The sequence below is a fragment of the Pseudonocardia sp. Cha107L01 genome (assembly GCF_052566575.1).
Window position 1 is genome coordinate 3,808,799 of sequence record NZ_CP199579.1, and the last position, 14,907, is coordinate 3,823,705.

The 14,907-nt window shown below is 70.2% G+C and carries 14 protein-coding genes; 6 read left to right on the forward strand and 8 right to left on the reverse strand.

Annotated features, from left to right (window positions below):
- Positions 1-92 precede the first annotated feature (92 nt).
- From ACTXG6_RS17955 to ACTXG6_RS17985, 7 genes are all read right to left on the reverse strand, one after another.
- A complete protein-coding gene (locus tag ACTXG6_RS17955) occupies positions 93-1,778 on the reverse strand; it encodes a sodium/solute symporter (RefSeq protein WP_445188956.1) in 1,686 nt (561 codons plus the stop codon).
- Positions 1,775-2,134: a hypothetical protein gene (locus ACTXG6_RS17960; protein WP_445188957.1), complete on the reverse strand. Its 360-nt coding sequence runs from the start codon at positions 2,132-2,134 to the stop codon at positions 1,775-1,777. The genes ACTXG6_RS17955 and ACTXG6_RS17960 overlap by 4 nt, the downstream gene beginning before the upstream one ends.
- On the reverse strand, positions 2,131-2,940 hold the full coding sequence (locus tag ACTXG6_RS17965; RefSeq protein ID WP_445188958.1) for a LytR/AlgR family response regulator transcription factor: 810 nt from the start codon (positions 2,938-2,940) through the stop codon (positions 2,131-2,133). The genes ACTXG6_RS17960 and ACTXG6_RS17965 overlap by 4 nt, the downstream gene beginning before the upstream one ends.
- Positions 2,937-4,028 (reverse strand): sensor histidine kinase, encoded by a 1,092-nt coding sequence (locus ACTXG6_RS17970; RefSeq protein ID WP_445188959.1) that lies wholly within the window; start codon positions 4,026-4,028, stop codon positions 2,937-2,939. The genes ACTXG6_RS17965 and ACTXG6_RS17970 overlap by 4 nt, the downstream gene beginning before the upstream one ends.
- 21 nt (positions 4,029-4,049) lie before the next feature.
- Positions 4,050-5,612 (reverse strand): DHA2 family efflux MFS transporter permease subunit, encoded by a 1,563-nt coding sequence (locus ACTXG6_RS17975; protein ID WP_445188960.1) that lies wholly within the window; start codon positions 5,610-5,612, stop codon positions 4,050-4,052.
- A 189-nt stretch (positions 5,613-5,801) separates the two neighbouring features.
- Positions 5,802-6,023, reverse strand: coding sequence for a hypothetical protein (locus ACTXG6_RS17980; protein WP_445188961.1), 222 nt, complete (start codon positions 6,021-6,023; stop codon positions 5,802-5,804).
- A 489-nt stretch (positions 6,024-6,512) separates the two neighbouring features.
- Positions 6,513-7,175: an NADPH-dependent F420 reductase gene (locus tag ACTXG6_RS17985; RefSeq protein ID WP_445188962.1), complete on the reverse strand. Its 663-nt coding sequence runs from the start codon at positions 7,173-7,175 to the stop codon at positions 6,513-6,515.
- A 244-nt stretch (positions 7,176-7,419) separates the two neighbouring features.
- Here ACTXG6_RS17985 and ACTXG6_RS17990 point away from each other — a divergent pair, with 244 nt between their 5' ends.
- Both ACTXG6_RS17990 and ACTXG6_RS17995 read left to right on the forward strand, forming a co-directional pair.
- Positions 7,420-7,827, forward strand: a complete 408-nt coding sequence (locus ACTXG6_RS17990) for a DUF6292 family protein (RefSeq protein WP_445188963.1) — start codon at positions 7,420-7,422, stop codon at positions 7,825-7,827.
- Positions 7,828-7,974: 147 nt separating this feature from the next.
- Positions 7,975-8,481 carry an FHA domain-containing protein gene (locus ACTXG6_RS17995; protein WP_445188964.1) on the forward strand — a complete coding sequence of 169 codons (507 nt, stop codon included), beginning with the start codon at positions 7,975-7,977 and terminating at the stop codon, positions 8,479-8,481.
- A gap of 300 nt (positions 8,482-8,781) precedes the next feature.
- Here ACTXG6_RS17995 and ACTXG6_RS18000 read toward each other — a convergent pair whose 3' ends face one another.
- Positions 8,782-8,907, reverse strand: coding sequence for a hypothetical protein (locus ACTXG6_RS18000; protein WP_445188965.1), 126 nt, complete (start codon positions 8,905-8,907; stop codon positions 8,782-8,784).
- 232 nt (positions 8,908-9,139) lie between these two features.
- Between ACTXG6_RS18000 and ACTXG6_RS18005 the strand changes: the two genes are divergently transcribed.
- Genes ACTXG6_RS18005 through ACTXG6_RS18020 form a run of 4 tightly spaced genes read left to right on the forward strand, consistent with a single transcriptional unit; the run spans position 9,140 to position 14,899 of the window.
- Positions 9,140-10,957, forward strand: coding sequence for an ABC transporter substrate-binding protein (locus ACTXG6_RS18005; RefSeq protein WP_445188966.1), 1,818 nt, complete (start codon positions 9,140-9,142; stop codon positions 10,955-10,957).
- 31 nt (positions 10,958-10,988) lie between these two features.
- Positions 10,989-11,936, forward strand: coding sequence for an ABC transporter permease (locus tag ACTXG6_RS18010; RefSeq protein WP_445188967.1), 948 nt, complete (start codon positions 10,989-10,991; stop codon positions 11,934-11,936).
- On the forward strand, positions 11,933-12,868 hold the full coding sequence (locus ACTXG6_RS18015) for an ABC transporter permease (protein ID WP_445188968.1): 936 nt from the start codon (positions 11,933-11,935) through the stop codon (positions 12,866-12,868). Before ACTXG6_RS18010 ends, ACTXG6_RS18015 begins: the two co-directional genes overlap by 4 nt.
- A 6-nt stretch (positions 12,869-12,874) precedes the next feature.
- Positions 12,875-14,899, forward strand: coding sequence for an ABC transporter ATP-binding protein (locus ACTXG6_RS18020; RefSeq protein ID WP_445188969.1), 2,025 nt, complete (start codon positions 12,875-12,877; stop codon positions 14,897-14,899).
- Positions 14,900-14,907 lie beyond the last annotated feature (8 nt).

Genomic DNA, 14,907 nt, shown 5'->3' on the forward strand with positions numbered 1-14,907 from the left:
GGGGCCGAGGCGCGCGAGCGGAAGTGGCCTACGACACGTCGCCGGACCGTGCGACAAGCGGTCGACGAACGGTCCCGGATACCGTCGAACGGTCAGCGGCGCTGGCGGGAACGTTCCGTCTCGTCGAGGTGCAGCCGCAGCATCGCCGCCGTTGCCCAGGCCGGCGGCCGACCGCGCAGCGACACCAGCACCATCGTCAGGAAGGCCAGCGGAACCGACCACAGTGCGGGTTGCCCGAGCAGGGTGGCCGCGAGCCCGGGTGGTGTCGCCAGGAAGAAGCTCGCCCCGATGACTCCGGCGGAGGAGACCAGCCCGACCACCATCCCGACGACAGCGCCGCGCGCGGTCAGCCGTGCCCACCAGATGCCCAGCACGAGCAGCGGGCAGAAGGTGGAGGCGGCCACCGCGAACGCGGAGGTGACCAGCGCCCCGACGTCGAGGTGCGCGGCCGGCAGTGCGAGTGCCACCACCAGCACGGCCGCACCCAGCGTGGTGAGCCGCAACCGACGCACGGTGGCGCCCGGCAGCAGGTCGTGCGACACCGCGCCGGAGAGGGCGAGCAGCAGCCCCAGCGACGTTGCGAGGAACGCGGCGAACGCGCCGGCCGACAGCATCGCGGTGAACAGCGAACCGGCCCACCCGGAGTCGACCCTGGCCGGCAGCGCCACGACGACCGTGTCGGTGCCGCCGGCGAGGTACAGCTCGGGCAACAACACCGCGCCCAGCACCCCGTACACCGCCGGGAACAGGTAGAACACGCTGAGCAGGGCCACCGTGATCGCCGCGGTCCGGCGCGCCCCGCGACCGTCGGAGCTGGTGTGGAACCGGACGATGATGTGCGGCAGGCCCATGGCGCCGAGCACCGTCGCCATCAGCAGCGACAACGTCGAGAGCAGCGGGTAACCGGAGTCGTTCGGATCGAGCAGCGGGCGGGACCAGCGGTCGCCACCCGGTGGCAGCGCACCGTCGACCTTCGGCACGGCGGCGCCCGCCGGGAACGTCCAGGTGCTGCCCGCCACCGCCTCGTACCGACCGGGGCGGAGCACCTCGGCGGCCCCGCCGGAGATCGAGACCGGCGTCGGCTCGGTGATCGTCAGCTCGACGTCGAGACGGAACTCCACCGGCGCCGCGCGGTCGAAGCGGGTGAACTCGACCGGGGCGAGCGCGTCCCGCCGGGTGTCCGCCCCGACGTGGCTCACCAGCCAGATCGCCGGGATGATGAACAGCAGCAGCTTCAGCCCGAACTGGAACGCCTGCACGTAGGTCGCGGCCCGCATCCCGCCCAGGGCCAGGGTGATGCTCACCGCCGCGCCCGCGACGACGACCCCGACCCAGTACGGCGTGCCGGTGACGACCGTGAGCACCAGTCCGGCCGCCTTGAACTGCGGCACGAGGTACAGGGTGGCGATGACGAGCACCACGACGGCCGAGAGCTTGCGCAACCCGGCGGAGCCGAGCCGTGCCTCGGCGAAGTCGGGCACCGTGAGCGCACCGGTCCGTCGCATCGGGGCGGCGACCAGCGCGAGCATCGCGATGTAGCCGGCGGTGAAACCGACCCCGTACCAGAGCGCGCCGATCCCGTCCTTCAGCACCAGGCCGGCCACCCCCAGGAAGGACGCGGCGGACAGGTACTCACCCGACACGGCGGCGGCGTTGAGCGTCGGCGAGATCCGCCGCGAGGCGACCAGGAAGTCGGAGGTGCTCCGGATGGCGGCGACCCCCCGGGCGCCGATCAGCAGTGTGACCAGCACGACCAGCACGATCGCGGCGGCGATCACGGCAGGCCCCGGTGGCGCTCGACCCGCTCCGCGCGGCGCAGCTGCCAACCCGCGAGCAGCACGAGCGCCGGGTAGGGCAGCACGGCCACCGCGAGCCAGGACACCGGCACCCCGGCGACCCGGACCTCGTCGAGCCCCGGGAACGCCGCCAGTACTACCGGCAGTCCGATGATCAGCAGCGCCAGCAGTGCCACCGCGACGACGGCGCGCCGCAGCTGCGCGCGGTGGATGCGCCGGGCGCGCTCGAGGTCCGCCGGGGCGAGGTGCGGAAGCTCGGCCCGGACGCCGGTGCGGCGCCGGGCCATCGCGAGCCGGGTCTGCGGGCTGGTGACGGTGGCCCTGCGCTGGCGGGTCACCGGCGCTCCCGGCCCGTCGGTGGCGCCGCGCCCGCGTCGAACTCGCCCCTGGTCGCGGCCTCGAGCAGGTGCTCGCGCAGCTCGCGGGCGTGCCGGCGGCTGACCGGGACGTCCCCGACGTCGGTGTGCGCGAGCAACCCGCCGCTGATGTCGCTGCGCAGCTCGCGCACGGCGGCCACCGCGAGCAGGTAACTGCGGTGCACCCGGACGAACCCGGCGGGTTGCCAGTGCTTCTCCAGCTGGGAGATCGGGATGCGGACCAGGTGCGAGCCGGACGGGGTGTTCAGCCGCACGTAGTCGCCGTGCGCCTCGGCGAACCGCACGTCGTCGCGCCGGACGTACCGGGTGCGCCCGCCGAGCTCCACCGGGACGGCGGCCAGCGCGTCCACGCTGGCCCGCGCCGGGGTGGCGCCGGTGTCCGAGGCGATGAAGCGCCGGACCCGGTCGAGTGCCGCGCGCATCCGCTCCCGCCCGACCGGTTTGAGCAGGTAGTCGACGGCGCCGATGCCGTACGCCGACGCCGCGTGCTCCTCGAACGCGGTGACGAACACGATCACCGGAGGGTCGGTCATCCGGGTGAGCAGCGACGCCAGCTCCATCCCGTCCATCGCGGGCATCGAGATGTCCAGGAACACCACGTCGAACGGACTGGCCTGGATCAGCCGCAGTGCGGTGATCGCGTCCGGGGCGGTCGCGACGTCGGCGACGTCCGGCGACTCGAGAAGCAGCCTGCGCAGCTCGTCGAGGGCGGGGGCGACGTCGTCGACGGCGAGCACCCGCAACCCGCCCGCCGCGCGGCCGCTCACTGCGCGACCACCCCGGGTTGGAAGCGCGGCACCCGGAGCACGACCTTGGTGCCCGCGCCGTCGGCGGTCTCGATCACGAGCCCGTAGCCGGGGCCGAACACGGTGCGGAGCCGGCGGTCGACGTTCATCAGCCCGAGGCTGCCCGGCCGGCCGCGCCCGGCGAGCACGTCAGCCGCGTAACCCGGCGCCATGCCCGGCCCGTCGTCCTCGACAGTGATCACGCACTCGGTCCCTTCGGCCTGCCCGCTCACCTGCACGAACCCGCCGGCGCCGGTGAGCTCCACCCCGTGCCGCACGGCGTTCTCCACCAGCGGCTGCAGGGCGAGGTACGGCAGGGCGACCGGAAGGATCTCAGGTGCGATGCGCACCTGCACGCGCAGCCGCTCGCCGAGCACCGCGCGGGCCAGCGCGAGGTAGGCCTCGATCGCCTGGAACTCCCCGGCGACGGTCGTGTAGTCGCCGTGCCGGGCGAGGCTGTGCCGGGTGTACGCGGCGAAGTCGAGCAGGAGATCGCGTGCCCGTTCGGGGTCGGACTCGACGAACGACGCGATCGCGGTGAGGCTGTTGTAGACGAAGTGCGGCGAGATCTCCGCCCGCAACGCGCGCAGCTCGGCCTGTTCGGCGACGTCGGCGGAGGCTTCCAGCCGGGCCCGGTCGAGCGCCTCGCCCAGCAACGCGGCAGCCTCGAGCGAGGCGGCGTTGGCCACCTCGCCATCGATGACGAGCGCGCCGACGAACTCGTCCCGGGCGTGCAACGGCAGCACGACGAGGCGCCCGCGTGCCGCCCGCGCGTCCGTGCGCAGCACCCGCTGCAGGTGCTCGGCCGCCGCGGCCTGGTCCGACGGGTGACCGGACCAGGTGGGTACACCGCTCAGCCCGCTCAGCCCGACCGCGTCCGCACCGAGCAGCCGCCGCAGCCGGCGCGCCGCGGCGAGCGCGCCCGGCCCGTCCAGACCGGCCCGGACCGAGGCGGCGACCCGGCGGCCCTCCGCGACAGCCGCCATCGCGTCCGGTCCGAGCCGAGCACGAGCACCGCGCCGCCACCAGCCGCTCCGTCGCGGCCGGCCGGGCTCGGGGGCTGCTGCCATGATCGCCTCCGTCGAGACAATCTACATCTCGACGGGCCCCGCGCCGCCCGAGGTGGGGCGGGATTTCGGCAGGAAGTAGGCGAGCGGAACCGCGGCGAGGACGCACAGGCCGACGATGAGGAAGGCGTTGCTGTAGCTCTGTGTGATGACCTTGTCCTGGAGCTCCGTGAACAGTGGGATCAGTCCGCTGGGGCCCTGGCTCTGCATCTGGGCGATGCGCGGGTCGACGCCCGTTCCGGATGGTTGCAGCAGCGCGCTGCGGCTGGCGAACAGCTGGGCCTGTTGGACCGTGATGAGTGCGGTGATCGCGGCGAGCCCGATCGCGGCGGTGACGCGCTGGACCAGGGTGGTCATCCCGCTGCCGGCGCTGGCGATCCCCGGGGGCAGCGAGGACATCCCGCCGGTCATGATCGGCATGAAGCACAGGGACAGCCCGGCCCCGGAGATCATCAGCCGGACGAAGATCTCCGGCCGGCTCATGTCGGTGTTGATTCCGACCATCATCAGGTTGCCGATCGCGTTGATCGTCATCCCGAGCATGACCAGGTAGCGTGCACCGATCTTGTCGAACATCCAGCCGGCTAACGGTGTCAGCACGGCCATGACCAGCGCCTGGGGCATGACGGTCAGGCCGGTGTTCCATGGCGTGATGCCCTGGACGTTCTGCAGGAACTGCGGGATCAGGTAGATCGAGGAGAACAGTCCGGTGTAGACGATGGCCATGAGTAGCAGCGAGATGACGAACGGTCGGTAGGTGAAGGTGCGCAGGGTCAGCAGTGGTTCTTTGACCTGTAGCTCGATCACCACGAACAGGGCGAGCAGGTTGAAGCCGGCGGCGACGAGTATCAGGATCGGGTAGCTGGTCCAGCCCCACTGTTGGCCCTCGGACACCGCGAGCAGCAGCGCGAAGCACGCGGTGCCGATGCAGAGGAAGCCGGGCAGGTCGAAGGGTCGGCCGGGGGTGGCGGGGAATTTGGGCAGGACGAGCATGGCGGCGATCGCGCCGAGGATGCCGATCGGGACGTTGATGTAGAAGATCAGGCGCCAGTCCACGTACTCGACGAGGTAGCCGCCCAGGGTGGGGCCGACGCCGGGGGCGAAGACGATGCCGAGGCCGTAGAGGCCCATGGCCGCGCCGAGCTTGGATGGCGGCACCATGCGGTAGAGGATGGTCAGGCAGGTGACCGGGATGACCCCACCGGGGATGGCCTGCAGGATCCGGTAGAAGATCATCATGTTGAGGTCGGTCGCGGTACCGCAGAGCGCGGAGAACAGCGAGAACAGCAGCAGCGCCGCCAGGTAGGTCCGGCGCAGTCCCAGTCGCTCACCCAGCCACGCGCTGGTGGGGACCACCACGCCGAGGCACAGCGTGTAGGCGGTGGCGATCCACTGGATGTTGTCGGGGGAGGCGCCGAACTGGCCCTGCATCACGGGGATCGCGACGTTGACGATGCTGGTGTCCAGGACGGACATGAACATCCCGACCACCACGACCGCCAGCGGCAGGCCCCACTTCGTGGTCCTGTCGGACGGCGGTGGCGGAGCGGGTGGGGTGACCCTGGTCGGCCGGGTCGGCGTGCGCACGGCTGCACGCGGTCGCGTAGCGGCTGCCGTCGCCGAACCGACCGGTGCCGTCGGCGCCGCCTGGGGCCCGTCCCTCCGATCGCTCACCCGGTTCCGACTCCCTCAACGATCGTGTGACAACGCGGTCCGGCCGGATCTCCCGTCGAACCCGGCATCGCTAGTGCTAACAAGTTGTAACGGCCTAGCCGGCTACTTCATGCCCGCACTAACTGGAAACTGAGTTCCGATTAAGCTGGAGTTGGTGGGGGGCTTCGGCTTCCTGGTCATCGTGTTCGTCGCGGGCGGCCCGGTCAGCTTTTCATCGGCAAGGCGTTCGGCGTCGGAGGTGACCCGGCAGGCGGGCTGACCATGCCCGGCGGGCTGACCGGGCCACTCCTTGACCAGGCCGTCGGAGCCGACCAGGCCGCTCACGGGACCCCCGGACTCGGAACACCAGCCCGCCGTCGCGTGGGCACCGGCGGCGTTCCAGGGGAAGATGCATCCGGCGACCGCCCGGCAATGGTCAACTCGACGAAATTCTGGTCAACTTCATGATCAAACCAGAAATACGTCGAGTTGACCATGAAACGCGAGGTCGCGCGGGTCCGGCTGTTCGGACAGGGGCGAGACGCGCGCCGGAACCACTCGCCCAGGACGTCAGCGCGGCTCTGCTCGGCCAGGGGCAGCGGGCCAGGAAGTGAGACTGCGCACCCGCACCCACCCGGAGCTGGTGACGCCCCGGTCACCAACCAGCAGTGGTAACACCAGGCATGTTCTGGCCGGCCCGTAGGTATACCCAGCAGCGTCGAACCCGCCGCTGACTCCGGCGGAGATGGACGTGGCCATCCGCGGCCAACGGACGCCCTCGGCCGCCCCGCCCAGGGACTCACGGGTCGCGGACGGACCACGCGCCCGCAGCCGTCAGGACGCGCGGAACTCGGCCGGACGCTCCGGCGGTGCCTCGGCCAGCGCCGTGCGAACACCCTCGGCGTCGTAGTCCTTGCCGTAGACGGGCGTCCCCGGCTGTTGGCGCCACGAATCGTCGAGCGTGCCACCGTCGACCGGCTCGAAGCCGAGCTGGTCGACCAGGTCGAAGACCAGCTGCTTGGCCGGGCCGTCCGCGCCGGCGACCGGCAGCGCGATCCGCCCGTCGGTGCCCGACGGCGCCCCCCGTTCGAGCAGGTGCTTCCAGAAGATGCCGTTGAAGACCTTGAACACCGGCGCGCCGAGGTGGTCGGCGACCCACACGCTCTCCGGCGTGCCGTTCTCGATCGCGTCGATGCGGCCGTCCCGCTGTTGGGGGTAGTAGTTGTTCGTCTCGATCACCGGGGCGCCGGTGATCGCCTTGCTGACGATGCCGGGGGCCAGGTCGGGCACGTTCTTCTGCGGGATGCTGACGATCACCACATCCGCATCCGCCGCCGCGTCCTCGGCCCACACCGCCGTCGCGCCGGTCTCGGCCGCGAGCTCCGCCAGGGTCTGTGGGTCGCGCGAGTTGGCGACCCGTACCTCATGGCCGAGTCGCGCGAGCTTACGGGTGAGTGTGCCGCCGATCATTCCCGCACCGATGATTCCGATCCTCATACCTGCGCCAACCCCGGGTGACCGGGTCGCATTCCCGGCGGCCGGTACCCGCCGGGGAGCCGAGGAAGGGCGTCCCGTCCGCACTGCGAGATTGCTCACGCCCGACTACCGGGTTTGGTTCGGTGCCTCGCTGGGTACTTCGAGTTGTTGCGCGATTACGCGAGGTCGAGCTGCCGCTGTTCCCGCGGGACGGTGGTTAACTGCTGGGAGAGGCTGGGGCTTGCGGCGTGGAGGATGCAACGCAGTGACCGGTACGGACGTGATCAGCGGCGTGGCCGAGCAAGGGTTTCGCGGCTATGTGCAGGTCATTGCCGATGAGCTGGGAGTCAGGCCGGAGGATGTCAGTCACGGGCCACGCCCGCTGGCGAGCGCGTATCTGGCACTGCGGGAACGGCTACCCGGTTTTGCCAGGCGCGACGTCGCCGTGGTCTGGGACGCTCGCCATGGTTGGGCGGTCGGGGTGGAAACAAGCTCCGGCGAGGACTTGATCATGCTGGCCTACCTGGGCGAGAACCTGTTGCCTGAGCCGAGTGAGGTAGTGGTGTTCGTCAAGACGCTGCTGGCGGGGCAGCGTTCCGGACAGTTGAAGCCGCCCATCGTTCGGTCCTGTGACCCGGGGGACCGATTGGCCAGCTATGTTCAGCGAGGCTGAGCAGCGTTGCGACAGCCCCCGGCGCCGGACGCGAGCAGTTGTCGCGAGCCGCAACGGCGTCGGGGTCCCGCCTGCAGCGTGCCCGCGAGACGAGCCGGTGGCGACGACTGATCACGCTCGACTGATCAAGCTCAGAGTGGAGAAACGATGACAGATACGCAGCCGCAGCGACCACGCAGCTCCCCGCGCGGGCGGTTGGATGACCTGGATACGGAGTTCACCCCCGCGCCTGCCGGGCCCGCTGCGGGACCGGATCACGCGGCGCGTGGTCTCCCCGCTGACGCGGTGGCGGTGCTGGAGATCCGGCGAGGTCCCGACGCTGGTCAGCAGTTCGTCCTGAACCCCGGGTCCGTCATCGTGCTCGGCCGGGACCCTCGGTGCGACGTGGTGCTGCCGAACGTGACCGTGTCGCGTCGGCACGCCGAGATCCGGCCCGGCCCGGATGGCTTCACCCTGGCTGACACCGGCTCGCTCAACGGCAGCTACCTCAACGGCCAGCCCATTGACACCGCCGTCCTCAAGCACGGTGACGACGTGGCGATCGGCGTCTTCCGACTCACCTTCCGTACTGGCGACCGCACCGGCCCATCCGTGGCGCGCTCCGCGCAAGGGGCCCCGCCGCGTTCGGTCGAGGCGGGGTGCGCGACGGTCTGACGCTCCGCTCAGGTCGGTCGGACAGCCTGGAGCCCGAACAGGGCTCCCTGGTTTGTCGGCGAGCAGGACTGCCGGCTCGGGGCCGGGCACCGACACCGGGGGAGAAGCGCCGAGCAGGGCCGCCTGCCCGACCGCGGTGTCGATGTCCGGGACGGCGAAGTACACGATCCACAGTGACGAACGCGCCGATGGCGAACCGGGCGGTGCCGGGCGGAGGGTCGAGACGGAGTGCCCGGCGAGCGTCCAGCTGGTGGCGGCGAAGTGCCCTGCCTCACCGGCGGACCCCGGGCAGGCCACCAGCTAGATCACGCCGCGCGCCGCCCCGCTGGCGGCCAGCACGTCCGTGAACGACATCGCGGCCAGGCCTCGGCTGCGCAGCAGGCCGGCGGCGGCTTCGACCCTCCGCTGCTTGGTGTCGCGGGGCATCTGAACTCCTCCCGAACTCGTACGCTCATCCTAATCGCGCGTCCCGGTCGCCGGGTTGTTGAGAAACCTGAGATCGGGGTTCCGCGCGCGACACAGTTGGCCTGGTGTTTCCGTACCGGGAGGCCGCACAATCCGGCCTTCGGGCGAGTCCGCCCCGGGCCGACGGGGATGCCGGCGCGGGTGGTGCTGTCCCGGCGGGCGGGTGCCGAGTCAGGTACGTGGGGGGCGTGTGTTGGATCGCAAGTTATGGGGGGCGCTGCTGTGTGCCTTGGTGCTGCTGCTGGCCGGCTGTGGCACCGGCCAGACGACACCGAGTACTGGTCAACCGGTGCGGGGCGGCGTGGCCACCTTCGCCCTGCCGGCCAACACCACCCCGAACTACATCTTCCCGTTCATGCCCGTCGAGTACTTCAGCGTCACGACCATCTCGGACCTGCAGTACCTCCTCTACCGGCCGCTGTACTGGTTCGGTGACCAGGGCAAACCGGTGCTGAACGACCGGCTCAGCCTCGCGGACTTCCCGAAGTTCGCCGACGACAACCGCACCGTCACGGTCCCATTGCGGCCCTACGCCTGGTCCGACGGCTCCAAGGTGACCAGTGACGGGGTGGCCTTCTGGATCAACATGATGAAGGCGGAGAAGACCAACTGGGCGGTCTACGTCGCCGGCGGGATCCCGGACGACATCGACTCGATGACCGTCGACTCGCCGAACCAGGTGACCTTCCACCTGAACAAGACCTACAGCGCGCAGTGGTTCGTCTACAACGAGCTCTCCCAGATCACCCCGCTGCCGAAGGCCTGGGACCGCACCGCGGCCGGGCCGAGCGACTGTACCCACCACGTCGAGGACTGCGCGGCGGTCTACAGCTACCTGACCGAGCAGGCCAAGAGCCTGAACGAGTACGCCACCAACCCGCTCTGGCAGGTGGTGGACGGGCCGTGGAAGCTGAGGTCGTTCAACGCGGACGGCAACGCGAGCTTCGTGCCGAACCCGTCCTACGCGGGCCCCAACAAGCCGCACCTGGACCAGTTCAACCTGGCGCCGTTCTCCGACAACGCTGCCGAGTACAACGTGCTGCGCTCCGGCAACAACGCGGTGCAGGTCGGCCTGCTGCCGCCGGAGGACGCACCGGCGAAACCGGATGGCCAGTGGGTCGGCCACAACCCGCTGGAGAGCAACTACACGCTCGACCGGTGGATCAGCCTCTCGACGAACTACTTCGTGATCAACCAGCACAACCCGACGGTCGGCCCGACCTTCTCCCAGCAGTACTTCCGGCAGGCCCTGGAGTCGCTGGTCGACCAGGGGGCGATCATCAGGGCGGCCGTGCACGGGTACGGCTCGACCACCAACGGCCCGGTGCCGACGACGCCGGACAACCCGTTCGCCAGCGACCGGACCGAGCCCAACCCGTTCACCTACGACCCGGGACGGGCCGGGAAGCTGCTGGCCGACCACGGCTGGAGCACGCCGCCGGACGGGGTGGGCACGTGCCAGCGGCCGGGTACCGGTGCCGACCAGTGCGGCCCCGGCGTGGCGGCCGGCGCCCGGCTGGAGTTCCAGATGCAGTACGCGTCCGGTACCCCCCAGGTCAGCCTGGCCATGCAGCAGCTGCAGTCCTCGGCGACCAAGGTCGGCATGCGCATCGACCTGCAGGGCGCGCCGTTCAACACGGTGATCGGGACCGCGATCCCGTGTGACACCGGCAAGGCGGACTGCAACTGGCAGATGGGCAACTGGGGCGCGGGCTGGGTCTTCGCCCCGGACTACTACCCGACCGGCGAGGCCATCTTCCAGACCGGGGCGGGCTCGAACGAGAGCAACTTCTCCGACCCCAAGCTGGATGCGCTGATCGCGGCGACGCAGCACAGCGACTCCCCGGCGGCCATGCGGGCCTACACCGAGTACGGCTCGATCACCCTGCCGGGGATCTGGCAGCCCAACTACGACTACCAGCTGACCGAGATCGCGAACAACCTCAAGGGCGTGACCCCGCAGAATCCCTATCTGAACATCACGCCGGAGGACTGGTACTACGTGAAATGACCGCCACTCCCACCACAGAGGTAGTCGATCCATGTTCGGATTCATCACCCGGCGAGTGCTGCAGTCCATTGTCGTGGTGCTGCTCGTCACCGTTATCGTGTTCATCCTGCTGCACCTGCTGCCCGGTGGGCCGGCCCGCGCCCAGCTGGGGCCGAGGGCCACGCCACAGGCCGTTGCCAACTTCAACCACCAGATGGGCTATGACCGGTCCGTCCCGGTGCAGTACTGGAACTGGTTGAAGGAGCTGGTCACCGGGAACCTCGGATTCTCGGTGAAGTTGAACCAGTCGGTGCTCTCGCTCGTCGGTGAGCGGCTGCCCAAAACGCTGATCCTCACCATTCTGTCCACGCTGTTCGCGCTCGTCGTCGCTATTCCGCTCGGCGTCGTGCAGGCGGTGAAGCGCAACCACGCGATGGACTACACCATCACCTTCTGGGCATTCGTCTTCTACGCGACCCCACCATTCTTCCTCGGCGTCGTGCTCATCGTGGTGTTCTCGGTGTACCTGCCGATCCTGCCGGCGGAGGCGCCGCAGAGCTCGTCGATCGGCGTCATCCTGTCCCAGCCCGCCGGCCTCGTGCTGCCGGTGCTGACGCTGGCCCTGCTGACCATCGCGCAGTTCTCCCGGTACATGCGCTCCTCGGTGATCGAGAACCTGGCCGAGGACTACGTGCGGACCGCGCGCTCGAAGGGTGCCGGGGAACGGGTCGTGCTGGTGCACCACGTGCTGCGCAACTCGCTGATCCCGGTGGCCACGCTGCTCGGGCTGTCGCTGCCGGCGATCTTCTCCGGCGCGCTGATCACCGAGGCGGTCTTCAACTTCCCGGGGATGGGCGAGCTGTTCTGGACCGCCGCGCAGACCCAGGACTACCCGATCATGCTGGGCATCACCGTGCTGGTCGGGCTGGCCACCGTCACCGGGTCGCTGCTCGCCGACCTCGCCTATGCCGCGCTGGACCCGAGGGTGAGGTTCGCATGAGTGCCCCCGACATGAGTAAGCCAGACCTGAGTGCCCCCGACATGAGCGCCTCCGACATGAGCGCCCGGGACGGGACGCCGCGGACCCGGAGCTTGTTCGCGCAGACGGTGTCCACCTTCCTGGAGAACCGCCTCGCCGTGGTCGGCCTTGCCGTCGTGGCGCTGTTCATCCTGTTCTGCTACGTCGGCCCGCTGATCTACCACACCGACCAGGTGCACATAGACCTCGAGTCGGCCACGCTGCATCCCTCGGCCAGCCATCCGCTGGGCACCAACGAGGTGGGCTACGACCAGGTCGGGCGGCTGATGGTGGGCGGGCAGACCTCGCTCGAGGTGGGCGTCGCCGCGGGCCTGCTGGCCACCTTCTTCGGCACCCTGTGGGGCGCGGTCGCCGGGTACGCCGGTGGCTTCGTGGACGGCGTGATGATGCGCATCGTGGACGCCATGCTCGCGGTGCCGGCACTGTTCCTGCTGCTGTTCCTGGCCTCGATCGCGCGGCCGACCGTGGGCCTGTTGATCCTGGTCATCGCGCTGATCTCGTGGCTCGGCCCGGCCCGGCTGGTACGTGGCCAGGCGTTGACCCTGCGCACCCGGGACTACGTGCGGTCGGTGCGGCTGATGGGCGGCAGCCCGATGCGCGCGGTGCTGCGGCACATCGCACCCAACGCGATCGGGACAGTGGTGGTGAACGCGACGTTCCAGGTGGCCGACGCCATCCTCACCGTCGCCGCCCTGAGCTTCCTCGGCCTCGGTATCCCGCCGCCCGCCGCGAACTGGGGCGACATGCTCTTCAACGGCATCAACTACACCTACGACGGCTACTGGTGGCTGATCTACCCGCCGGGCCTGGCGATCGTGCTGGTGGTGGTCGCGTTCAACCTGATCGGCGACGCGCTGCGCGACTCGTTCGAAGTCCGGCTGCAGAGGAGGTGACCGGAGATGGAACCCGTCGTTGAGCTCATCGACCTGCACACCGACATCGCGATGCGCAAGGGGACCGCGCACCCGGTCGGCGGGGTGTCCCTGACCGTCGGCAAGGGCGAGACCCTCGGCATCGTCGGGGAGTCCGGGTGCGGCAAGACCATGACCGCACTGTCGATCATGCGGTTGCTGCCGAACGGCGGCCGGATCGCCGGCGGCTCGATCCGCTTCGGCGACCTGGACCTGGCGACGGCGGACGACGATGTGATGCGCACGGTCCGGGGCAACCGGATCGGCATGATCTTCCAGGATCCGATGACGTCGCTGAACCCGTGCCTGACGATCGGCGACCAGGTGGCCGAGACCGTGCGGCTGCACCGGGACGTCACCCGGGCGCAGGCCAGGGAACGGGCCCGGGAGGTACTGGACCTGGTCGGGCTGCCGAGAGCGGCGGAGCGGCTGGACTCCTACCCGCACCTGCTCTCCGGCGGGATGCGGCAGCGGGTGGTGATCGCCATGGCACTGGCCTGCGAGCCCGAGCTGCTCATCGCCGACGAGCCGACCACCGCGCTGGACGTCACCATCCAGAAGCAGATTCTCGAGCTCATCGACGAGCTGCGCGGCCGCCTCGGCATGGGGGTGATCCTGGTGACCCACGACCTGGGTGTGGTCGCCGGGCACACCGACCGGGTGGCGGTGATGTACGCCGGCAAGGTGGTGGAGACCAGCGGCACCCGCGAGCTGTTCGACAACCCCAGGCACCCCTACACCGAGGCGCTCTTCCGTGCGCTGCCGGAGAACGTGGACCACGAGCACCGGCTCTACGCCATCCCCGGTCTGCCACCGGACCTGTCCGACCCGCCGACGGGCTGCCGGTTCGCGCCGCGCTGCACGTATGCCACCGACGAATGCCGCGACGCGGAGCCGGAGCTCACCACCGACGGCCACCCGTTCGCCTGCTTCCATCCGCTGGGGGCGAAGGAGCGGCGGGCGGCGAACCCGGTGACCGATCCGGTCGACGCCACGACGAGCAAGCCGCTGCTCGAGGTACGCAACCTGGTCCGGGACTTCCCGGTGACGGCCAAGGGCGTGCTGCAGCGCAAGGTCGGGGCGGTCAGCGCGGTGGCCGACGTGACCTTCACCGTCCGGGCCGGGGAGACGTTCGGGCTGGTCGGCGAGTCCGGCTGTGGCAAGAGCACGGTCGGGCGGCTGCTGGTCGCCGCCGACACCCCCACCTCCGGGTCGATCACCTTCGACGGCACGGAGATCACCGGCAAGTCCGACCGGGCGTTGCGGGAGCGGCGCCGGGACTTCCAGCTGATGTTCCAGGACCCCTACGCCTCGCTCGATCCCCGGATGCGGGTGCGCTCCATCCTGCGCGAGCCACTGGTGATCCAGCACCGGGGCTCGGCGAAGGAACAGGAGCAGGCGGTCGGCGAGCTGCTCGACGAGGTCGGGCTGGCCCGCACGGCGCTGGAGAAGTACCCGCACGAGTTCTCCGGCGGGCAGCGCCAGCGCATCGGCCTGGCCAGGGCACTGGCTCTGCGGCCGAAACTGATCGTGGCGGACGAACCGGTGTCGGCGCTGGACGTGTCCGTGCAGGCCCAGATCCTCAACCTAATGCGCGATCTGCAGGTCGAACACGACCTGACCTACGTGTTCATCTCGCACGACCTGTCGGTGGTCCGCTACATCGCCAGCACGATCGGCGTGATGTACCTGGGCAAGCTCGTCGAGGTCGGCCCGGCCGAGCAGGTGTACACCTCGCCCGTGCACCCGTACACCCGTGGCTTGATCGATACGATTCCGCTGCCCGACCCGACCCGGGAACACCAGAAGGCCCACGAGGGTGTGCGCGGGGAGTTGCCCTCGGCGATGGACCCGCCGTCCGGCTGCCGGTTCCGCACCCGCTGCCCGCTGGCCGACGACCGGTGCGCGGCGGAGGAGCCGCTCATGGTGAAGTTCGACGAGCAGGGTCACCAGGCGGCCTGCCACCACCCGCTGCAACAGCCGCTCCCGGTGCCCGCCGTCCGGGCGAGTTAGTGTCCGAC